Origin of the sequence: Actinomadura sp. 3N407 (genome assembly GCF_052245875.1) — a bacterium.
Taxonomy (GTDB): domain Bacteria; phylum Actinomycetota; class Actinomycetes; order Streptosporangiales; family Streptosporangiaceae; genus Spirillospora.
In genome coordinates this window covers 22465-43853 of record NZ_JBQQBP010000025.1, presented here as the reverse complement: position 1 = coordinate 43853, position 21389 = coordinate 22465, and the positions used below count along the sequence as shown (strand labels likewise).

At 69.1% G+C, this 21389-nt stretch carries 20 protein-coding genes and 1 pseudogene; 10 read left to right on the top strand and 11 right to left on the bottom strand.

Translation table 11 applies throughout. The features are described 5' to 3' along the window. Positions 1–222: 222 nt before the first annotated feature. From ACTWPP_RS39510 to ACTWPP_RS39500, 3 genes are all read right to left on the bottom strand, one after another. A complete protein-coding gene (locus tag ACTWPP_RS39510; protein WP_443109578.1) occupies positions 223–786 on the bottom strand; it encodes a hypothetical protein in 564 nt (187 codons plus the stop codon). Further along, positions 783–1031 (bottom strand): hypothetical protein, encoded by a 249-nt coding sequence (locus ACTWPP_RS39505; RefSeq protein ID WP_443109577.1) that lies wholly within the window; start codon positions 1029–1031, stop codon positions 783–785. Before ACTWPP_RS39505 ends, ACTWPP_RS39510 begins: the two co-directional genes overlap by 4 nt. A 506-nt stretch (positions 1032–1537) precedes the next feature. After that, on the bottom strand, positions 1538–2074 hold the full coding sequence (locus ACTWPP_RS39500) for a gluconokinase (RefSeq protein ID WP_443109576.1): 537 nt from the start codon (positions 2072–2074) through the stop codon (positions 1538–1540). Between the two features lie 33 nt (positions 2075–2107). Here ACTWPP_RS39500 and ACTWPP_RS39495 point away from each other — a divergent pair, with 33 nt between their 5' ends. Next, positions 2108–2815 (top strand): FadR/GntR family transcriptional regulator, encoded by a 708-nt coding sequence (locus tag ACTWPP_RS39495; protein WP_443109575.1) that lies wholly within the window; start codon positions 2108–2110, stop codon positions 2813–2815. Between the two features lie 11 nt (positions 2816–2826). On the opposite strand, the gene ACTWPP_RS39490 is transcribed toward ACTWPP_RS39495, so the two are convergent. Next, entirely contained in the window at positions 2827–4218 is a 1392-nt protein-coding gene (locus tag ACTWPP_RS39490) for a GntP family permease (protein ID WP_443109574.1), read from the bottom strand. Positions 4219–4383: 165 nt separating this feature from the next. On the opposite strand from ACTWPP_RS39490, the pseudogene ACTWPP_RS39485 reads away from it, so the two are divergent. Then, positions 4384–4524: pseudogene (locus tag ACTWPP_RS39485) on the top strand (transposase); the annotation flags it as partial. Positions 4525–4616: 92 nt separating this feature from the next. Beyond that, positions 4617–4898, top strand: coding sequence for a hypothetical protein (locus ACTWPP_RS39480; protein WP_443109631.1), 282 nt, complete (start codon positions 4617–4619; stop codon positions 4896–4898). A 33-nt stretch (positions 4899–4931) separates the two neighbouring features. On the opposite strand, the gene ACTWPP_RS39475 is transcribed toward ACTWPP_RS39480, so the two are convergent. The 4 genes from ACTWPP_RS39475 to ACTWPP_RS39460 are packed head-to-tail and all read right to left on the bottom strand — an operon-like array spanning position 4932 to position 6569. Continuing rightward, the gene (locus ACTWPP_RS39475) at positions 4932–5123 is read right to left on the bottom strand and encodes a hypothetical protein (protein ID WP_443109573.1); all 192 of its coding nucleotides are present in this window, start codon (positions 5121–5123) and stop codon (positions 4932–4934) included. Positions 5124–5177: 54 nt separating this feature from the next. Continuing rightward, on the bottom strand, positions 5178–5537 hold the full coding sequence (locus ACTWPP_RS39470; RefSeq protein ID WP_443109572.1) for a dihydrofolate reductase family protein: 360 nt from the start codon (positions 5535–5537) through the stop codon (positions 5178–5180). Then, a complete protein-coding gene (locus tag ACTWPP_RS39465; RefSeq protein WP_443109571.1) occupies positions 5524–6024 on the bottom strand; it encodes a pyridoxamine 5'-phosphate oxidase family protein in 501 nt (166 codons plus the stop codon). Before ACTWPP_RS39465 ends, ACTWPP_RS39470 begins: the two co-directional genes overlap by 14 nt. After that, positions 6021–6569: a cysteine dioxygenase gene (locus ACTWPP_RS39460; RefSeq protein ID WP_443109570.1), complete on the bottom strand. Its 549-nt coding sequence runs from the start codon at positions 6567–6569 to the stop codon at positions 6021–6023. The genes ACTWPP_RS39465 and ACTWPP_RS39460 overlap by 4 nt, the downstream gene beginning before the upstream one ends. 104 nt (positions 6570–6673) lie before the next feature. On the opposite strand from ACTWPP_RS39460, the gene ACTWPP_RS39455 reads away from it, so the two are divergent. The 3 genes from ACTWPP_RS39455 (at position 6674) to ACTWPP_RS39445 (ending at position 10690) form a co-directional block, all read left to right on the top strand. Beyond that, positions 6674–8875 (top strand): ATP-binding protein, encoded by a 2202-nt coding sequence (locus ACTWPP_RS39455; protein ID WP_443109569.1) that lies wholly within the window; start codon positions 6674–6676, stop codon positions 8873–8875. A 6-nt stretch (positions 8876–8881) separates the two neighbouring features. Further along, entirely contained in the window at positions 8882–9331 is a 450-nt protein-coding gene (locus tag ACTWPP_RS39450) for a hypothetical protein (RefSeq protein WP_443109568.1), read from the top strand. Positions 9332–9709: 378 nt separating this feature from the next. Next, positions 9710–10690: a helix-turn-helix domain-containing protein gene (locus ACTWPP_RS39445; protein WP_443109567.1), complete on the top strand. Its 981-nt coding sequence runs from the start codon at positions 9710–9712 to the stop codon at positions 10688–10690. Between the two features lie 36 nt (positions 10691–10726). Here ACTWPP_RS39445 and ACTWPP_RS39440 read toward each other — a convergent pair whose 3' ends face one another. Continuing rightward, positions 10727–11074, bottom strand: coding sequence for a hypothetical protein (locus tag ACTWPP_RS39440; RefSeq protein WP_443109566.1), 348 nt, complete (start codon positions 11072–11074; stop codon positions 10727–10729). A 1332-nt stretch (positions 11075–12406) separates the two neighbouring features. On the opposite strand from ACTWPP_RS39440, the gene ACTWPP_RS39435 reads away from it, so the two are divergent. The 3 genes from ACTWPP_RS39435 (at position 12407) to ACTWPP_RS39425 (ending at position 18672) form a co-directional block, all read left to right on the top strand. Next, on the top strand, positions 12407–16576 hold the full coding sequence (locus ACTWPP_RS39435) for a golvesin C-terminal-like domain-containing protein (protein WP_443109565.1): 4170 nt from the start codon (positions 12407–12409) through the stop codon (positions 16574–16576). Positions 16577–17033: 457 nt separating this feature from the next. Then, positions 17034–18002 (top strand): hypothetical protein, encoded by a 969-nt coding sequence (locus ACTWPP_RS39430; protein WP_443109564.1) that lies wholly within the window; start codon positions 17034–17036, stop codon positions 18000–18002. Between the two features lie 379 nt (positions 18003–18381). Beyond that, positions 18382–18672, top strand: coding sequence for a hypothetical protein (locus tag ACTWPP_RS39425; RefSeq protein ID WP_443109563.1), 291 nt, complete (start codon positions 18382–18384; stop codon positions 18670–18672). 211 nt (positions 18673–18883) lie between these two features. On the opposite strand, the gene ACTWPP_RS39420 is transcribed toward ACTWPP_RS39425, so the two are convergent. Continuing rightward, entirely contained in the window at positions 18884–19576 is a 693-nt protein-coding gene (locus tag ACTWPP_RS39420; protein ID WP_443109562.1) for a TetR/AcrR family transcriptional regulator, read from the bottom strand. A gap of 194 nt (positions 19577–19770) precedes the next feature. On the opposite strand from ACTWPP_RS39420, the gene ACTWPP_RS39415 reads away from it, so the two are divergent. Further along, positions 19771–20457: an MFS transporter gene (locus ACTWPP_RS39415; RefSeq protein ID WP_443109561.1), complete on the top strand. Its 687-nt coding sequence runs from the start codon at positions 19771–19773 to the stop codon at positions 20455–20457. On the opposite strand, the gene ACTWPP_RS39410 is transcribed toward ACTWPP_RS39415, so the two are convergent. Then, the gene (locus ACTWPP_RS39410; protein ID WP_443109560.1) at positions 20340–21302 is read right to left on the bottom strand and encodes a LysR family transcriptional regulator; all 963 of its coding nucleotides are present in this window, start codon (positions 21300–21302) and stop codon (positions 20340–20342) included. The two genes, ACTWPP_RS39415 and ACTWPP_RS39410, sit on opposite strands and share 118 nt — an antisense overlap. Positions 21303–21389: the final 87 nt, after the last annotated feature.

Sequence of the window (21389 nt, the reverse complement as noted above, 5' to 3'; positions counted from 1 at the left end):
GCGACGGCCGGGGTGTCTTCCCGCGCGCCGAGGGACGCGGCGAGTGATCCGGAGGCGCCGCCGGGCAGCCAGGCCTGGAGGGCGTCCCAGGCCTGGAGGGCGTCCACCCAGCCCAGCAGCGGAGCGGCCAGCCCGCTGATCAGGTTCTGCACGGCGAGCATCCACACCAGCCCGATCCCGACGGGCACCGCTTGGTCAGCCCGCTGGTGGTCAGTGCCGTCGTCATCGGGGGCCGCCTCCCTTGCGGGCGCGGCGGATCCGGCCCCATGGCTTGGCCACGGCGAGCACGGTCGCGATCGTCAGCGTCGTCAGCGACACCGCCGGCGGGTAGAACAGGTCGGACACGGCCCTCGGCTCGGACGCGCCGGTGCCGAGGCTCCGGCCGTATTCACCGACCTCGTCCATCCCCGGCTGGAGCGCCACCAGGATGAGGACGCACAGAGTGAGGTTGAGGGCGAGCTTGATGGCGACCCACCAGTAGCGCAGCAGCCCCCAGCGTGTGCCGAGGCCCAGGATGACCCCGGTGGTCAGGCAGACCAGCGCGGAGATCAGCATCGGCCAGACGACGAAGGTCGCCAGCGCCTGGTAGGCCAGGCCGCGCACCTCGTCGGTCGTCCCGAACCGTCCGGTGAGGACCAGGACCGCCACGATGACGTCGATCCCGATCCAGCTTCCGGCGGAGATGATGTGGGTGATCAGCGTCGCCTTGCGCCATTTCCTGCCGAGCCGGAACAGGCCCTCCTGCCGGCGCGCCGCGGTCGACGAATTCGCCAGTCCGGTGGTCATGACTCTCCCTGGGTCGACAGGACGGTCGTGGACCGGGGGCCTCGCGCGGGCGGCCACGTCCCCCGGGAGAGGCCGCGGGTCACGCCGACGGCCGGGACCGCGACCACCCAGGCGAAGCCGCGGACGCCCTCGCCGAATCCCGGTGTCCGCGACGCCAGCAGGACGAAGACACCGAGCGCCACCACGTGCGCGGTCCCGCCGTGGGATCGCGGGTCGTGCGCGAGGGCCTTATCGTTTGCCGCCATCTCTTCAAGTCCTTTCTTCTACGGGACGGGCTGTCGGCTGATCAACCGCTTCGAGGCTGACCCCATGGCCGGCCCCCGGACATCGCCCAGGTGGCCATCTCGGCCCCTCCCACGAAGACCATCCCGCTTCGCAGACCGGATGCCGTCCGTTGCGCGTCGACACTTCGGATACGCCACGCGGTGCATGCCGGCGCTCACCGATACGGCACACGTCGTACCTCGGCCAGGTGGACAGAGGCGGCGGCGTCGCCGGCTGATAGCGGGTGCGCCACCGGGGCGGGGGGGTACGGTCCCGGACGGCGAGTTTCGTCAGGTCGCGGTCAACGCCGACACCACGACCAGCACGGGCACCGGCCACCGGCACCGCCCAGCGGTGGCGGCGCCTGCCACCACGATGCAGATCCGCGTGGTATCACCCGCTACGCCGCTGGGCGTACGCCAAGCCTGGACGGCCCGGGCTGCTCAGCGCTGTCGCGGAGGGGCGGTAGCCGTCGGGGGTGAGCGTTTCAGCCCCGCGTCGTGCCGGGCCCGGCCGGGATGAGCGGCCGGATGAGCCGCACGGCCTGCCGGACCAGCTCGTCGACGGCCGGCGCGACGTCCAGTGCGGCGCCGTGCTCATCCGGCCGGAGAGCCTCCAGGGTCTCGAACTGGGAGCGCAGCAACGCGGGTGGCATGAAATGGTCGCGGTCCCGCATCCGCTGGTGTAACAGGTCCTCCGCGCCGTGCAGGTGGAGGAAGTAGGTGTCCGGCACCGGGCGGCGGAGCACATCGCGGTAGGGATGCTTGAGGGCCGAACAGGCGAGGACCGTGGACGTCCCGGTGGCCTGCCGATCCGCCGTCCACCGGGCGAGCGCCTCTAGCCACGGCCACCTGTCGTCGTCGGTCAGCGGTTCGCCGCCGGACATCTTCGCGATGTTCGCGGGCGGGTGGAACTCGTCGGCCTCGGCCATCCGCATCCCGAACTCGTCCCGGAGGTGTCGCGCGATCGTGCTCTTGCCGCAGCCGGCCACCCCCATCACCACGACGTGGAAGCTCGTGATCAAGAGATCGCTCCGTCCGCGGGTACGCTGGCGCACATGTCGACTCTGCACGAGGAGGTCCTCGCGAAGCTCGGGCCCTTGATCATCTCGGGCTCCCTCGCGCCGGGGTCGAAGGTCAACTTGGAGTGGGTGCAGCAGGAGTTCGGCGTCTCGCGAACGGTCGCCCGGGAGGCGGTGCAGGTACTCGCGTCGATGCGGCTGGTCGCCAGTCGCCGGCGGACCGGCGTCACGGTGCTGCCGAAGGACGAGTGGGACTCCTACGACCGCGCCGTGATCAGGTGGCGGCTCGATGGGCCGGAGCGGGGCACGCAGCTGCACCAGCTCTCGCAGCTGCGCACCGCGATCGAACCGCCCGCCGCCGCGCTGGCCGCCCGGTACGCCGACGGCCGCCAGCGGGACCGGATCGTCGAGCTCGGGGCGGCGATGGAGTCGGCGGGCGAGGCCGGCGACCTGACCACGTTCCTCGAACACGACATCGCCTATCACCGGTTGCTGCTCGAAGCCTCGGGGAACGTGATGTTCGCCGGCCTCGCCTACGTCGTGGAGGAAGTACTGCGCGGGCGCACGCTCCACCGCCTAATGCCGCCGCAGCCCAAGCCCGAGGCACGCCGCCTCCATCTCGTGGTGGCCGAGGCCGTCGCCGGCCGCGAGTCCGAGGTCGCCAGGGCCGCGATGACGGCGATCTGCGTCGAGGTCGCCGACGAGATGGGCCAGCTGACCGGGGACAGCGCCCCGGCCGGCTGACCCGGCCGGACTCAGGCGACCAGCCACAGCAGGTAGGCGATCACGAACACCGAAAGCCCGAGCGTCGTCTCCATGACGGTCCAGGTCTTCAGCGTGGTCTTCACGTCCATCCCGAACAACCGGCTCACCAGCCAGAAACCGGAGTCGTTCACGTGCGAGAGCACGGTGGCGCCCGCCGCGATGACGACCACGAGGAGAGCCAGCTTGAAGTCGCTCAGGCCGGCGTCGGCGACCGCCCCCGCGATCAGACCGCCGGTCGTGGTCAGCGCGACGGTGGCGGAGCCCTGCGCGACGCGCAGCAGGGTCGCGATGATGAAGGCCTGCAGGATCAGGGAGATGCCGAGATCGGACAGGCTGCCGCTCAACGCGTCGCCGATGCCGCTGAGCTCCAGCACCCCACCGAACATGCCGCCCGCGCCGGTGATCAGGATGATGGCGCACACCGGACCGAGAGCCTGGTCGAGGATCTGGCTCACGGTGGCCAGCGACGCGTTGGGCCGGCCGAGCACCAGGATCGCGACGAGGACCGTGATCATCAGGGCCACCGGTGTGATGCCGATCAGGCTCAGGAAGCCGACCCAGTCCTGCCCCTCGTCGAGCACGTCGCTCTCGACCAGCGTTGAGAGCACCGTGTTGAAGGAGATCAGCACCAGCGGGATGAGCAGCAACATGAGGACCGTGCCGAAGGACGGCGCCCGCCAGGTGGGCTCCTCCGCGTCCTTGCCGTCCCGCACCTCGCCGAAGATCACGTCCGGTACCGACACGTTGACCCTGGCGGCGAGGAAGCGGGAGACCAGCATGACGCCGACGTACCACGCCACCACCGCGATCGGGATGCCGATGAGCAGCGTGAGCCCGACGTTGGCGCCGATCAGGTTCGCCGCGGCGACCGGTCCGGGGTGGGGCGGAACGAGCGCGTGCATCGCGGCGAACGCGCCCGCCGCGGGCAGCGCGTAGTAGAGCACGGACCCGCCGAAGCGCCGCGCCACGGTGAGGATGATCGGCACGAAGATGACGAGCCCGGCATCGAAGAAGATCGGGAACCCGAACAGCAGGGACGCGACACCCAGCGCCAGGGGCGCCCGTTTCTCGCCGAACCGGCCGATGAGCGTGTCCGCCAGCGTCTGCGCGCCGCCGGTCACCTCCAGCAGCCGGCCGAGCATGACGCCGAACGCGACCAGCAGGGCCACCGAGCCGATGGTGTCGGCGAACCCGAACATCAGCACGTCGGGGATGTCACCGGGCTCGAAGCCGACGGCGACGGCCGTCAGCACACTCACCAGGACAAGGGATATGAAGGCGTGCAGCTTGACCTTCATGATCAGGAACAGCAGCACCGCCACGGCGCCGGCCGCTATCAGCAACAGCGTGAGGGTGCCGAACTGGGGTTCCATCGCTTCCACGGCAACTCCGATACTCTCCCGCCCGGCCGGTTCTCGGGCGCGTACGCACACCTTGCCGCAAAGGTATTACCTTTACAAGGCCCTGTCGCTGGTCGTCCTGAGGAGTCGGCCCGGTGCGCGCCGCGCGCTCTACGAGACGTTGCCCCGGGCACCGCGAGAAACCCCGGCGTCGAGGTCACCTCGGCCGAAGACGGCGCCGGCCGGGTGGCGTTCCTGCGCGGCCTGGTCGCCCTCGGCCCGACCGGTGTGCGGCTGGTCATCTCCGACGCCCACCGCGGCCTGGTCGAGGCGGTCACCGCGACCCTGCGCAAAAGGCCGCCTACGGGGAGAACTGAAAGGCCAATGACATCCGGTCCACAGGCCGAAATGGCCGGGGCCGCCCTGGCAGAATTGCTGCCATGGCGAAGAGGTGTGGTGTGGGCTGTTGGCTCGTGACGTTTGCGGCCTCAGTGGGGTGGTGCGCGACGGCAGTTGCGTGTGTCCCCGCTGCATGGTTCCTCGGGATCTGGTTATCAGGCTGGGAGGATCCTGGCCCCGGCATCATTCAAGGTGCGAGCAAGAACCCGCTCTACAGCGGCGCCGGGTTCGCGATGGCACTCAGCTATGTGGTGCTCCTGGCGCTGACCACGGTTCTGTGGGGATTGCTGATCAAGCGCATCATCACGCGGCATGACCGATGACTCGCTCTTCAGGTGCCCACGGCATCCCACCGCTCACGCCCCCAGCGGCAGAAGATGATCACCGCGGGGCCGCCGGTACAGACGCATCCACGCGGCCATTCCCGCCGACATGGTGCAGGCCATCTCCAGCGAGCCGATCGCCGGATGGTCGGCGTGGGGACAGCCGGCCCCGGCGGCGCCGAGGATCGCACGGAACGCATCTCGCGGGCCCCGGGCGTCGCCCATGAAAGAACCCCCGCCTGGGGAAAGGCGAGGGTTCTTCGAAGTGAGAATGTGCGCTTACTTCTTGATCTCGTAGCGCAGAAGTACCACGCCGTTGGCGAACGGCCTGGCCTCGGCCAGCGTCAGGTCTTGGCGATCTTCGAAAATGCGCGTTCCCTTGCCGCGTGACGCCGGGCAGACGAGCAGGGTGATCTCGTCGGCGACGCCGGCGTCCAGCAGGGAGTGCATGAGTTTCAGGCTGCCCCACAGCCAGATGTCCTTGCCGCTCTGCTCCTTGAGCTCCCGGATGGTGGCGGCCGGGTCGCGCGTCACGGTCCCGGCGGGGGTCTGTCGGATGAGCAGGTCCGCCGGTACGGAGCCTTCGTGGCGGATCCGACGCCACCCACGGGCGACCCGGCGGCGCTCAGGCGGAGTCACGCTCCTCCCGCTGCCGGATCAGCTCCTCGACCGCGCTCGGCAGTGTCGTCTCGAAGTCGATCAGCTTCGCCCACGTCGGGGTCACGACGATCCGGACCATGGCGTCGTAGAGCGAACGCACCCCCGCCTCCCACTCGACCCGCTGCTCGGGCGTCATCTCGTAGGTGCCGCTCATCTCGAGATACTCGTCCGGGATGCCCTCGACGAGGTCCAGCTCGGCCCGGCCGCGGATGAGCAGGATCTTGGGCGGATGCACCTCGGTGTCGATCGTCAGGGCGACCGCCGGGTTCTGGCGCAGGTGCGCGAGCTTCGGCGCGTTCGTCGCCGTGCACATGACGATCTCCGACCCGTTCCAGGCGAATCCGATCGGGACATTGCGGGGTGTGCCGTCCTTGGCGACGTAGGCGAGGCGGGTCAGGTCACGGGCCAGCAGTTCCTGGCTCAGCGGGCGGTTCAGGATGTCGCTGATCTCGTTCGGCGTGTTCATTTCGTGGCTCCTGTCGGGAGGTCGTAGAAGCGGCGGACGCTGGAGCCGATGCGGCGCAGGTCGGTGCCGTAGATGTGCAGGGAGACGGCGGTGTCGTCGCCGATGTTGCGGATGCGGTGGATGTCGCCGGGCGGGGCGAAGCCGCTGACCTCGCCGGTCCGGTTCGCGTTGCCGCCGATTTCGGTCAGGGTGGTGCCGTCCTCGGAGAGTGCGTACAGGTCCTCGTACTCCACGCCGGCCAGGACGCCGAACGCGCACCAGGTCACGTGGTCGTGGATGCGGGTCAGCGCGCCGGGGCGCCAGACGATGGCCACCATAGAGAACGAGCCGTCCGGCTCCACATGCAGGCGGTGGCTGCTGGAGGTGCCGCGCTCGCCGGCGAGTTGGTCCGCGGTGAGCAGTTCGGGTGGCGGCAGGTGCTCGTGCAACGCGTCGGCCACGTAGGACGCGGTGTCGCGGCAGCCGGCGTCGCGGGCGACGGCCGCGCGTACCGCAGTGACCAGTTCGTCCAGCTCCGCGGCGGGGCGCACGGTTATGGTGTTCATGGTGTCTCCCTGTCGGTGTGCTTACAGCGTCCACCCCGAGGGGACTCGCGGTCATCCGTGTCGGCCGCAGGGCACCACGGATGCCGCCACGGAAAGGGGACACGATGGCGGAGCGAATATCCGAGCGGGAGGGCGAGGTGCTGGCCGCGCTCGGCGCGCGGCTGTCCAACGCGCAGATCGCGCATCGGCTGCACATATCTGTGCGCACGGTGGAGAGCCACGTGTCGTCGCTGCTGCGCAAGTACGGAATGGCCGACCGGTGGGCGCTGGCGGAGCTGGCCCGCTCCGGGGAGCGGGAGCCGGGCCGTGTCGTCGGCCTGCCGGCGTCCAGCACGACGTTCGTGGGCCGCGACGCCGAACGCGCCGCCGTACTGGCCGCGCTCGAGGAGGCCCGGCTGGTGACACTGCTGGGTCCGGGCGGCGTGGGCAAGACCAGGCTGGCCGCGGTGGCCGCCGGGAACGCCGCCGCGATGTTCCCCTCCGGCGGCGGGTTCGTGGACCTGGTGCCGGTACGCGACGGCTTCGTGGCCCGCGCGGTCGCGACCGCGCTCGGCGTCACGGAGGGCTCGCATCAGCCGCTGGACGAGGCGGTCGCGGCGCGCCTGGGTACTGGGCGGTCGCTGCTCGTACTGGACAACTGCGAGCACGTGATCGACGAGGCGGCCGCGTTCGCCGAGCAGATCCTGGCCGCCTGCCCGGGCACCCGCGTACTGGTGACCAGCCGGGAACGGCTCGGCGTACCGGGTGAACGCAGCCTGCCGATCGCCCCGCTGCCGCTGGGCTCGGACGCCGAGCGGCTGTTCCACGACCGGGCGCTGGCCGGGGACCCGCAGTTCGTGGCGGAGCCCGCCGTGATCGCGGACCTGTGCGCGCGGCTGGACGGTATGCCCTTGGCGATCGAACTGGCCGCGGCGCGGGGCGCGTCGCTGGGCACCACGGGACTGCTCGCCGCCCTGGATGACGCACTGCGGCTGCTGTCGGGCGGGCGGGGCGGCGATGAGCGGCACCGGTCCCTGCGCGCGGTGCTGTCCTGGAGCTACGACCTCCTCGGCGAGGAGGAGCAGGCGCTGTTCCGCCGGCTCGGGGTGTTCGTCGGGGCCTTCGACCTGGACGCCGCGGCCGCCGTCGGCGGGGACCGGGCGGGCGTCGCGGACCTGCTCGGCCGGCTGGTGGACAAGAGCCTTGTGGCGCACGTGCGCGGGCGGGTCAGCCGATGGCGCCTGCTGGAGACCGTACGAGCGTTCGCTCTGGCCCAGATGTCGGCTGCGGGCGAGGAGGACAAGACCAGGGCGCACCACCTTCGCTGGGCCGCCGACGCGGCGTCCACCGCGGAGGGCAGGCTCGGGCGTCCCGCATGGCGGGAGGACTTCGACGCCATGGCCGCGGACCTGCGGGCCGCGCTGGCCGCATCCGGCAGTCCGGGCGAGGTGACGCATCGGCTGGCGAGCGCGCTGGCGCACCTGACCTTCGCCCGCCGGCACCTGCTGGAGTCCTTCTCACACCACCGGACCGCCGCCGCGATCGCGCCGAACGCAGCCTCGGCGGCACGCGATCTGCGCGCCGGAGCCGGGTGCGCGCACGTCAGCACCACGTCCAACCAGCACGTGTACGAGCTGCTGCTGGAGGCGGCCGAACAGGCGCGGCGGGCCGGCGACAACCGCGGCCGGGTGATCGACCTGGCCCGCGCGGTCGAGACGGCGTGCCGGTACCCCGAGGCGTTCGAAACCGGCGTACCGCACGAACGCCTGCGCGGCCTCCTCGACGACGCGGTCGCGGCCGCGCCCGGAGACGACCCCGAGGTGGCGGCGTGCATAGCCGTGGCCCGCGCGTGGCTGGCGGGCCCGGACAAGGGCGCGCCGGACGGCGAACTCGCCTCGGCCGCCGTCACCGCCACCCGGGCGACCGCGGATCCCGTACTGATCAGCTCCGGACTGTGCGCGGCGGCGACCGCGGCGCTGCACGCCGGACGGCTGCGCGAGGCCAACCGCATCACCCGCGAACGCCTGCGGATGCTGCCGTCCATGGACCGCGACGACCCGTACTGCGCGCCGGAGATCTGCAACACCTACGGCCGCGCCTGCATCTACGCGATCATGGCCGGCGACCTGCCCGGCGCGATGGCCGCGGCCCGGGCGGGCATCGAGGACGACCTGCTGAGCGACACCCACATCACAGCCAGCCGCCTGGTCCAGCCGCTCGTGCTGACCGGCCGCTTCCGCGACGCGATCGGATACGCCGAACGGATGTGGGACCAGTGGGAGCGGGCCGGACGGCCGGCCCCGCTCTGGATGCTGCCGGCCGTCTGAACAACGGTGCTGGCGTGCGCGCTGATCGACGAGCCGGAATCGGCTGCGCTCTGGCGGTCCCGCGCCGCGGAGGTGGCCGGCGGCACGCTCGGCACGGCAGCGGTCGCGGCATTCGTCGACGCCCGCCTCGCCCTCCACTATGGCCAGTACGACACCGCCGACCCCCTCTTACGCCAGGCCTTCGCCGTCAGCGCGCCGCTGGACCCGTATCTGGCGTACGCCCGGGCGGCGGGCGCAGAACTGGCCGCGGCGGCGGGCCTGCCCGACGCCGCGGACCTGCTGGCGGCCGCCACCCCGCTCGCCGAGGAGAACGCCTGGACGGCGGCCTGCCTCGCCCGTGCGCGCGGACGCCTCCACAAAGACCGGTCCGAGCTGACCCGTTCCATCGAGGCGTGGGAACGCCTGGACGCGCCGGCCGAACGGGACCACACGGAAACGCTGCGGGCGCAGCTCTAGCGATCTTGGTTCCGATTCTTCGCCCGTCGTGTGCCACGCCGACGGGCAAGGTTCACGGCTATTACCGGCGGCGGGACGCCTGCGCCCACTGCCACGAAGGACCACCGATCCAGCGACAGCAGGTCGCGGTCCGCGGTTGACGATCGCCTTCCACGGTCCTTCCTGTGAGGTGTGAACATCCCCCCGGTGGGGGAGACCGCCTCGGTCTCGCGGGGGAGGCCTCGGTGGGAGGTCTTCTGCGAACCTGAACGCGTCAGGACTGCGGTCGGCGTATGGCTACCCCGGCAGCGGTACAGGCACCTGCGTCGGGCGGCGGATGACGGCGGAAACGTTTCGCTGAGGATTGGGCTTCACGGCTCTCGACAATGTGGTGGGGTTATGGACGTGGTCAGCACCGCCGATGTCCCGACGGAAGACCGGTTCGCCTTCTGGCACGAGGTGACCTCGAAGATGTGGGTGCCCCTCGATGCGCGCTGCGATTCGCACCTGGAAAGCGGATTTCGAGCTCAGGCCAGTTTCAGCGGGTTCGGCTCTGTTCAGGCGGTCTTGCTGACCACGACGCCGCTTTCGGTCCACCGCACACCCAAGCTGATCCGCCAGTCCGATCCCGAAACGTACTTTCTGAACTGCGCCGTGCACGGTCGATTACTGGGAGAGCAAGACGGCCGCCGCGCGCAGCTACTTGCCGGGGATCTGGTCCTCCGTGACAGTTCGCGTCCCTACCTGACCAGGCTTGCGCCGGGGGATACGGCGGCTCAGTCCCTGGTCCTGCAGTTTCCGCGCTCGCTGCTGCCGTTACCCGAGCGCGGACTGCGGGAACTGACCGCGGTCCGCATTCCGGGCGACCAGGGCATCGGGGCGCTGTTCTCGCAGTTCCTGCTGCAGTTGGCCCGACACATGAACGAACTCAGCCCAGCCGACAATGCCAGACTGTCCACCCCTATGCTCGACCTGCTGACCGCAGCGCTCGCCCACGTGCTCGACGCCCACAGCGCCGTGCCACCCCACACCGGGCAGCGCCTGCTGCTGACCCAGATCCACGCCTTCATCCAGGACAACCTCAGCGACCCCCGGCTGACCCCGGGCGCCATCGCCGCAGCCCACCACATCTCCGTGCGCCACCTGCACAAGCTCTTCCACACCGAAGGGCACACCGTGGCCGGCTGCATCCGCCGGCGCCGCCTGGAGCGGTGCCGACGCGACCTGGCCGACCCGCGGCTGGCCGCCCACCCGATCAGCGCGATCGCGGCCCGGTGGGGGTTCACCGGCCCTGCGCATTTCAGCCAGGCCTTCCGTAACGCCTACGGTCTCTCCCCACGCCAGTTCCGCCAGCAGTGCGCGACAGTGCGCGCAGAGTAAGAGGGCGTTTGATTTGAGCTGATTGCTCCGTATGCCCTAGTAGATGCCTCGCCAGGTAGGTGTGGTTTCGCCGGTTATGCACTTGCTTGCGTTGTCGATCACCGCGATGTGGATCATGGCTTCGGCGCTGGATGCCAAGGTCTCGTAGTCGGTGGTCGAGATCCGTTCGGCCAGCCCGGGCTCGTTGCGGCGCGGGGCCCGGTGCCACAGCACGGTCACCAGGGCAGGGGTGAGCTTGGCCGCTTGGCGCGGTCCGGGCGCGGCCTTGAGCACGGTGAGCGCTGCGGCATGGGCCAGGTGGGAAACGCGGCCGGCGCCGTCGGTAGAACTCGCGCAACAGCGAACGCAGGCGTGTCGGTCGGCACGGCGGCGTCGCCCGGTCATCAGCCCGGTGAAGCCGGCCAGACCGTCCCCGATCCGCTGGTTCAGGTCTCCACGCTACGAGGGAAGAAGCGCCTCGCGGCGTTCGGTTTCGCAGGTATATGGGCGGGCGTAGGCCCATTCGTCCAGCAGGGGTGCTCCCGCATTTCAGGCAGGCGTTCCGCAGCGCCTACGTCCTGTGCCCGCGCCGGTTCCGCCGACCGTGCGCAATCGGGCACGCAGGCTAAAGAGCTGTGCACGCACTTGAAAGACAGGCTCCGCCGCGACCTGCACGCTTGAGAAAGGCCGACCGAAGCGAGTGCCATCAGGCGCGCAAGCACCAACAACACGGAGGAGCAACCGGGTTTCAACGCATTCACAGACCTTCCTCCGGTGGAGCTGCAACGAGCACAGGGTGAAAGTGGCGGGCAATCTCAGAAGGCCTGCACACCTGGCTGCCTCAAATCCCCGGACAAGGAAACGACACAAGCAGAGGCAACAGTGATGCCGGAGGCCGGCAAACTGTGAGTAACGAAAGGAAACCGGGTTCGATGCTCGCAACAGTCAACGCATGGCGACACCTAGTTAAGGGAGTATCGGTACTGGCGGCAGGCTTCGCTGTCACCATCTCGTCTCTTCCGTCCGGCGCCATGCCGGCGGCGTCCGCGTCGCCCCATAGTGCGGATCTCGCTCCGGGGTTCTACGTCGAGTCAGGAGATGCGCGGTTTAGCAACGAGTTCTTTCCCTTTACTCCTGCGGGTGCCGAGCGCGCGCGAGCAGCCGTTGCCAGGTGCACTGTGTTCTGCACCATCCAGATCGACAGATATACGGGGTCCCCACGGTACGAGGTCGTGTGGCTATACGGGAAGGGGTGTGTCACATGGCGTCTACACAAGGTGTCCGGGACCTTCCACAGCAAGAATGGCGGAGATTTTGAGGTGCGTTTCTATGACGCGTCGAGGAATGTGTATGCCAAATTCTGGAGCGGCAGGCATGACGTCGTGAACTGGAATCCGATCTATTACATATGGACCTGTAACCTGTAGCGGGTCTTAACCGGCGACGAAGTGTGGGGTCCTGGGGCAGGTGCTGCCGCCCGCCACCCGTTTGTGTTCCTGCCTCGACCTCTGACACCCATCGCACCGAGTCGGGGTACCGGCCGCGCAGGGCAGCACGACGATCGAGCCGGTGGACGCTGACGCAGGCGACAACGGAAACGGCCAGTCCGGACACCCTGCGGGGCGGAACCGGACCGGCAGGAGTTGGATACGGACACGGACGCCGTTCAGGCGTCGTATCCGCTTCTCAGCTCGGCCAACATCTGATCAATGAGGCTCCATCCACAAAGGGGAAGCCTTGAATGCTCGAAAATTCCTCACCGTAGTGTCCGCCCTCGTCACCTTGCTGGTCGCGCCGACCGCTGTTCTCGCCGCGCCCGCGCAGCCGTCCACCAACACAGATATCGCGGGGCCGGCCACACCCGAGAGCATCGGTGTGGGCAAGCGAGGTGACCTGCTGGGCAGCGGTTGGCAGAAGTCGTCTGATCGGGCGGTGACCACCACCGGGGATGCCACCGGGTTTCACGTGCTGGTCGCCGACGCCAAGGACGGTTACCGGTGGCGGACGGTGGCCTCATTGTCAGAGCCGGGCTTTGACACCGACGCCTGGATCGGCAACATGTGCGTGACGGCCTCGGGCGATCGGGCGGTCGTGGTGTACGCGCCGCGCACTTTTACCAACAAGGCCGAGCTGATGGAGCGCGGTGGCTTCGCCGCCATCGTGGACCTCAACGGCGGCCCGGTGCGCAAGCTGCCCGTGCAGAGCACGCTGGCGTACTTCAACCCCGGCTGCGGCCCGTCGGAGTCGGCCGTTCTCACCCAGAGCGGCGCCGAGGACCTCGGGGCCACCCGGCTGCTCGAACTCGATACGACCAACGGTCGTCTGGCCAAGCCGATTCAGGTGCCCGGCCAGCTCACCTCGGCGGTGCCGACCAAGGGCGGAATCGTGGCGGCCGATTCCGGCGCGCTGGTGCGGGTGCACTCCGATGGCAAACGCACGGTGCTGGCGCCGGCCAAGGGCGTGCCGTATCGGCTGGCCGCCGATGCTGACGGCGGCGTGACCTACGCTCAGCTGGAGGATCAGCGGACATCCGCCGTGCGCCGGGTAGACATGAAGGCGGGTAATGCGGTCACCACCTTGGCCACCGGCGCCACCACGGACCTGAGCGTACGCTCCTCCCGCGGCGGCCGGGTCTTCGTCACCGGCACCCGAGCTTCGAAGGCACGCACGACACCGCCGCCGAGCGTCAAGCTCGCCAAGGTGTCCCACAATGCCGCGATGTCACTGTCCGGCGATCTGGCGGTCACCTCGGTACTGCGAGCACACACCAAGGATCTGCGGGTGGCGCCCGACGATCCGGCCGCGCCCCAGCGGGTGGACATCACCGCGACGTCGCTGTCGACAGACAAGACTTTCACCTTGTCGGCCACGCCGACCGCCGACGCCGGCCGGGGCGCGCAGCTCAGTCCGGCGCTGGGCGTGGGGACGGCCGCGGCGGGTGATCCGAACGACCCGGCCGACGGCGACCAGCGCTATTGCTCGGTGGCCCGCAACGACCCGCGCAACCAGGCCATGCAGCCCAAGCCCCGCCAGGTGGAATGGGCAGTCGACCAGGCAATCCGTGGAGTGCTGACCGTGCGGCGGCCGGCCAACTGGAAGAACCTCGGCATGCCCGCTTACACACCCCAGGGGCTTTTCCCGCCCAGGCAGATGGAAGGTGGCGGCTTCGTGCCGGCGCAGGTCTTTCTGGGGATCACGGCCCAGGAATCCAACCTGTGGCAGGCCGCTCGCTACGCGGTGCCCGGGGTGACGGCGAACCCACTGATCGGCAACTACTTCGGCATCGACTACTACAACAGCGACGAGGGTGACGACTGGACGATCAACTGGGGCGATGCCGACTGCGGCTACGGCGTCACGCAGGTCACCGACGGCATGCGCCTGGCAGGCAAGGAAAGGCCGGGCGAGGTGGCGCTGCCCTATGACCAGCAGCGGGCGATCGCTTTGGACTTCGCCGCCAACATCGCCAAAGGCTTGCAGATCCTGCAGGACAAATGGAACCAGACCCGCCGTGCAGGGCTGGTGATCAATGACGGCGCTTCCGATCGGATCGAGAACTGGTTCTTCGCCGTGTGGGCCTACAACTCGGGCTTTCATCCGAACAAGAATGACGGGCGGCCGTGGGGGGTGGGCTGGCTCAACAACCCGGTCAACCCCAACTATCCGGCCGATCGTCTGCCGTTCATGGAGTTCTCCTACGAGGACGCGGCGCATCCGCAGGACTGGCCATATCCGGAGAAGGTGATGGGCTTCGCCGGTCACCCGATCGAGCTCATCGAGACTCCGGGCAACCTGATCCACGCGTTCCAGCCCGCCTGGTGGCTGACCGAGCAGGATCGGCGTGACGTCAAACCGCCGCTGACGCAGTTCTGCGACGCCAGCAACCAGTGCCGTCCTGGGGAGTCCCACACGCCGGACGCCCCGGAGGTGATCGGCGAGCCGGCAGGCCCATGCGCGCACAAGAACAGCGCCGGTCAGTACGACCTGAAATGCTGGTATCACGAACCAAACACCTGGAAACCCACCTGCGAGGTCACCTGCGGCAACGAGCTGCTGCGTTTCGACCCCGGATACGCCTACCAGGAGGACGCCGCCAGTTATCCACCGGTCTGTACGCTCAACGGCCTGCCCTCCAATGCCGTGGTCGTCGACAACCTTCCCCAGTCGACCCCCTCGATCCGTCCGGGCTGCACCAAACCGCCTAGCCCGGGGAACTTCAGGTTCACCTTCAAACAGGCCGCCAACGGAACCTACCCCGGCAAGATCGACGTCCATCAGATCGGCGCCGCCTACGGCGGCCACTTCTGGATGAGCAATACCCACACCGCCGGCGGCCGCGAAGCGATCGGCACCTGGACGCTGGATCACACGCGCACCGGCCCGATGAAGATCATGGTGCACATTCCCGATCCGGGCGCCCGCACCAGGCTCGCCACATATCGCGTCAACGCCTCAGGCGGTGAGCGCCGGCGCATCGTCCGCCAGGAAGGCCCCGGAGGAAACCGCTGGGTGAACATCGGCACCTTCATGTTCAACGGCACCAAGCCTCAGGTCAGTCTCAGCAACCTCACCCCGGACGGCGACGGTACCGCCAGGATCGCCTGGGACTCCGTCGCCTTCATTCCCGTCGCCGGCCAATACCACGAAGAGAACGTCGAGGCCGTCGCCGTCTTCGACGAAGACCAGGACATCGACACCGCCCCGCCCGGGTCGTGGCTCGCAGGCCCCCTGGCCAATCGCAACAGCCTCTACCAATGGGCCCGCGAGTCAGCGGACGGCATTCTGTCCTCCACCACCCTCGGTACAGCGACAAGGCAAGCGGTTACAACATGGAAACAGCAGGTCGAAGCCGCGGGAACCGATCCGGTCGACCATCCCGACGGAAACAGCATCGGGACATGGATCGGCTTTGCGCAGCCCCACACCGACCGGCCGACCACGAGCCGGCGGCCGAACTGGTTCGACAACGAAGACCGGTTCAAGATCAAGCTGAAGGCATCGGTGTCCTTCGTTACCGGCGACGACGGAAAAATCATTCCGGGCAGCGAATTCGCCGAGTACGAGCATCGGACGGGCAATACACACCTGCCGGAGTTCGTGCGTAATCTGTTCAGGGCGGTCGAACAGGACTACGCCATAGCCAAACCTCGCCTCTGGTACAGGATGCCGGACCTCAACAGGCACGACGGCGCCTGGCGAGCCGCCGATCCAAGTGTGGACGGAAGACTCCCTGGCCGGGCATATGCCTATGCCGGTATAGCACCCCAGCTGACCGACACCTCAGGAAGCCCCTCTGAGACCAACGCCTCGTGCGTCAAGGCTCTGACCTCAGGGGGCGGATCGATCGGATATCGCCCGATGCTCAGTCAATCCGGGCCCACCGGTGCCATGGAGGCGTGGTCCAACCGGGTCAAGGGCGACGCGCGCATCCCTTCCGGAGTCAAAGAACTTGCCGAGGACGTCCGAGACCTCTTCTTCAATCCCGGACCTGTACCGGCGATCGGTTCGTCGCTGTTCACCGACGCTCCACCCATCTGGCAGGAACTGTTCTTCCTCGCCTGCGCGGATGGATCCGTCCGCAAGACCGACCCCTACTCACCGCTCCTGCGCGCAGGTTGGATGCCGGACCAGTATCTGTATCACAACGGCAGTGCCATAGACAGAGACGGCCGTCAAAGTGGAAGTGCAGGGCCCATACTTCGCGGAAACTTCTTCCAATTCAGTATGATCCCGGCCGCCGGGTCGAACACGGCCTTCGGCCAGTGCGAGTCCGTAAACACAGATGAGCGCTCCGGCAATCCATGGGTAATTCAATCATACATACCAGCCAATCCCGGAATTAATCCACCATTCCACCGATTCTGCTCGAACGGGACCATTGATCCGGACCCTGCGCACAGCAGTTAGCGATCTGTGGAGACCCGACGTCGACCGCCAGGAGCTGTTGCGGCCCCTCCCCTGCCGAGGTAGGGGAGGGGCCGACCGGGGCGCGTGCCGGAATTCGGCAGAAACGGTCCGCGTCCCTCTCTCTGCTGGCGGCGGCCGGCGTACTGGCCCGGGCGGGTCTCGCCGGAGAACAAACAGGCGTGACCGGGGACGACCAGATAGACGAACACAGGCGGTACTCGCATCACCATGCCGATGTTCGGCGTGCTGGATTCGGCGTGTACTCCGAGAATCCGTTGCGGTGATCTCGGCTGGGCGCGGCGGCACGGGCTCGGGAACGACGCGCTGCCGTGGGGTGCGGTGCGACGCCGGTCGACTTAGGTTTATCGGGGATGGCCGGGTGGACGATGCCGGGGCGGGAGGGCGTCCCTAGCGTGTGGAGCCGGGTGGCCGGTCTCCGGCGAAGGGACGACGGGGCATGGACGTCAAGGGGATCTCGTACACGGTCGACGACAGGCCGAGCGAACTCGTAGGCCGGGATCTGCGCGCCATCGCCGCGGACCTGCACTGCACGACAGTGATGCTGATCGGGACCGATGCCTCGCAGCAGATCCAGGCTGCGCGATGCGCTTTGGAGACCGGGCTGGACGTCTACATCCGGCCCTACCTGCCGGACCGCCCGCACCGGGAGCTTCTCGCCCATCTGGCGAAGACGGCGGTGGAAGCCGAGAAGCTGCGCCTTGAGTATCCGGGCCGGGTCACGCTGCTGGTCGGCAGCGAGTTCTCATTGACGTCGCCGGGCATGCTCCCGGGGCCGCGCGTGTTCGTCCGCCTCCAGGTGCTGGTACGGCCCCGGTTGCGGCGCCTGTTCGATCGGCGGATCACGCGGAAGCTGAACGTGCTGCTCGCCGCGGCCGTCGCGGTCGCCCGCCGCGGGTTCCAGGGCCCGGTCACGTATGCGGCGGGCGCCTGGGAGAGGGTCGACTGGTCGGGCTTCGACCTGGTCGGCGTCAACCTCTACCGTCAGGGTGACGATCTCGCCGGCTACCGGGAGCGGCTGCGGGCTCTCCATGAGAACGGCAAGCCGGTGGTCATCACCGAGTTCGGATGCGGCGCGCATCGGGGCGCGCAGCGGCGGGGACCCGCCTCGTTCCTGATCGTGAACTGGTTCACCGACCCGCCCCGCGTCAAGGAGGGCCACGTGCGCGACGAGCGCACGCAGGCCGATTACCTGGCCGAACTCATCGACCTCTACACGGCGGAAGGCGTCCACGGCGCTTTCGTCTTCACCTTCTCCATGCCCGGCTTTGCCCACCATCCGGACCCCCGCCGCGACCTGGACATGGCCGGTTTCGGTGTGGTGAGGCAAGCCGCCGACGCCCCCGGCTGGGAGCCGAAAGAGGCGTTCCATGAAGTGGCGCGCCGCTACGGGCACACGAACCCCTAGCAGCCAGGGCGATGGCGCCATATTGATAGTGCCCTGTCATTTCGACGGGATCGCCACATGCTGACGCCGTCCGCGCAAGTCATCTCGGACTTGGTGAGCTGATGGAGCTGACCCTTGAGGGGCGCGAGGCGCTGGCCTACGTCGACAGGCGGCAGGCCGCCTGGGCGAACCGGATCGCCGAGCATCTGCCGCCGGGCGAGCTGGACGCGGCGCTCGGCACGCTGCGCCGGATCGGCGGTCTTATCGCTTCCGGCGCCGGCACGACGTCGACCCGGGCGGCAACTGGATCCGGATCTTCCCCTCCGCCGGGCTCTCCTCCCACCGGTCCTCAGCGACCACCGAGCCGGCCGAGCGCGCCCGGAGCAAGCTCGCCCGATCGATGGAGAACGCGGTCGTCCTCGGCGAGTCCAAGGGCGACCATCGGCAGGCGGCCCGAATCCTCGATACCGCCCTCGGAAGCGAGCGGGACACCACCTCCGCCGCCGAACTCGTCGACGCGCTGGTCTACCGGGCAGAGTTGGCGATCCGGCTGGACGACACGGACCGCGCGAACGCGCTGCTGGCGAGGGTCCGGGACACGCCGCTCGACGACGCCGAGCGCGGGGCTCTCGCCGAGACCCTCGCGGGTGCACGGGACCTGGAGGAGACCCTGCGCTCGACGGACCGCTGAACCGCGCTACCGGGCGACGCTGGCGCGGCGCTTCACCGCCTCCGGCCTGCCCGCAGTCTCCCAACAGTCGAGTCCGGAAAACCAGGGGAAGATCAGCGCCTGGGTCACCCGGTTCCGCGGACAGGAACGGCTGATTCCCAGATCCCTGGCCGAGTTGCACGTTCAGTGACCCGTCCAGGGACGGCAGCGTAGCGGCGGCTGGAGACTCTCTTTAACTCCCGGCCCGCGGGGAGTGGACGTGGCGCACGCCGGGGCGGTCCAGGTGTTCTCGCTCCAGGGCTTCGCTGTGCGCGAGGAGGGCGGGATAGTCCACCGCCGCCCCCCGCAGGAGAACCTCGATGGCGCGTTCGGCCTCGTCGTCTTTTAGGTGCTCGCGTCCGAACATGGCGCGGTACTGCACCAGCGAGCCGACGATGTCGAGCAGCAGGTCCCGATCGATCTCGCTGCGCAGGTCGCCTCTGGCGATCGCACGGTCCAGCGTCCGGCCGACGGCGTCGCGGGCGGGCTCGACGATGGTCCGCAGGTACAGGCGGCGCAAGTCGGGGTCGGGCGCGCATTCGGCGTAGAGCACGCTGAGGACGTCGGGCCGGATGGTGCGGTAGACCGCGAGGAAGACGTTGAGGCCCTCGGCTAAGTCACACAGCGTGCATCCGGTGTCCGGCGGGGTGGGCACGTCCAGGCGGTCCGCGACCGCGGCCAGCACCAAGGGCGCACGCCCAGGCCAGCGACGGTAGATCGCCGGGCGGGAGGTGCCTGCCCGCCGCGCCACCGCTTCCAGGGAGACGCCGGCGTAGCCCTCCTCATTCTGGATCGCCAGGGCCGCGGCGATGACGGCTTCGTCGATGTGCCGGTCGCGGGGCCGTCCGCCGGCGCCTTTCGGTTCTGGGCTTCGCGGGTCCGACATGGGCTCAGGCTAGTGGTTCCGTTGCGCGACGTAATGCTTGCCCGGGTCCTGGGGCGGCGGTCGCGCCTCGACGTCCTCTATGATTACGTGACGACACGAAACGATACTCGTGGAGGAGTGCAGGTGCACAACACACCGCCGGCGGACGCGCCACCAAGAAGGAGTGGGCCGGGCTCGCCCTGCTGGTCCTGCCGATGCTGACGCTCTCGACCGATCTGACGGTGCTGTTCTTCGCGCTGCCCACGCTCAGCGCGGATCTGGACACGAGCGCGTCCGAGGCGTTGTGGATCGTGCACGTCTACGGGTTCGTGATCGCCGGAACCCTCATCACCATGGGACGCCTGGGGGACCGCATCGGACCTCGGCGGCTGCTGCTGACGGGCAGTGCCGCGTTCGCCGCGACGTCGATCCTGGCGGCGTTCTCGGTCAACGCCGAGATGCTCATCACGGCCCGCGCCCTGCTGGGCGTCGCCGGCGCCACGCTCATGCCCTCGCCGTGGTCTACGGGCTGCAGGAACTCGCCGCCGGGCGGGAGACCGGCACCGGGTCGGCCTGGCCTGACCTGTCCATCGCCGCAGCCGGAGGGCTTGTGCTGGCCCTCTTCGTGCGGCGGCAGCGCCGCATATGTGATCCACTCTTCGACCTCACCTCGCTCGGCAACCGGCGCATCATCGTCTCGCTCGTGGCGCTACTGCTCGTCGGGACCGGCGTGGTCGGCGTGTTCTACCTGTTCACCCAGTACCTGCAGCGAGTTGTCAACAGTTCACGCGTCGCCGGCCTCCGTCGCGCGGTTCAGCCGACTCGGCAGGCCGGACGCGAGGTGGTCGATGAACCGGCCGACCCGCCGCGGGACATGCCCGTCGTCCCCGTGCAGCGCGTAGATGTCGGCGGCCGGCGTCGGCAAGTGCGGCAGCACCCGGACCAGCTCGCCGCGTTCGAGATACGGCCCGATGTGCCACTCCGAGCGCATGATCACGCCGCGCCCCTGCAGCGCCCAGTCGGTCACCACGTCACCGTCGTTGCTCGACAGGCCGCCGTGCACACGCACATGCCGGGGACGGGCCGCGTCCCCGAAGCGCCAGAGCGCGTAGTCGCTCTCGTTCTCGCGCAGCACGATGCAGTTGTGCTCGGCCAAATCCTCGATGGCCGCCGGAGCACCGTGCTCGGCCAGGTAGGACGGCGCCGCACAGGGCACGCGCCGGTTCGTGGCCAGGCGGCGCATGCGCAGCGACGAGTCGGGGGGCGTGCCCACATGGACGGCGACGTCGAACGTACGGCGGTGCGGGCGTAGCGGGAGCGCGGACGTTTCCAGCTGCACGTGCAGCCCGGGATGGGCGGACGCGAACTCGCCGAGCAGCGGCGCCACATGCGCCCGTCCGAGGCCGATGGTCGACTCGACGGTCAGCGAGCCGCGCAGCTCCGCCGACTGGCCGGCCAGCGAGTCCTCCAGTTCGCGCACCTGGTCGAGGATCGCTTGGGTGCGCGCCGCGTACCGCTCGCCTTCGGACGTCAGCACGAGCCGCCGGGCACCGCGCTGGACGAGCCGGACGTCGAGGCGCCGCTCCAGTGCGCTCAGGCGCTTGCTGACGACGGACAGGGAGCATCCCAGCTCACGCGACGCGGCGGTGAGCGTCTCGCTTGAGGCGACCACCTGGAAGAACCACAGATCGTCCATCGATGAGCGGCTTGCCTCGGCGCGCCGCCCGGGACGACGGATGCTTTCCACCAGGGAAAGCCTACCTTGCTCACTGCGGCCTTGTGGTGCGCATCTCCGCTGGCCAAGGTAGGACCCCGGGTTGCGCCCCGGTGGGAG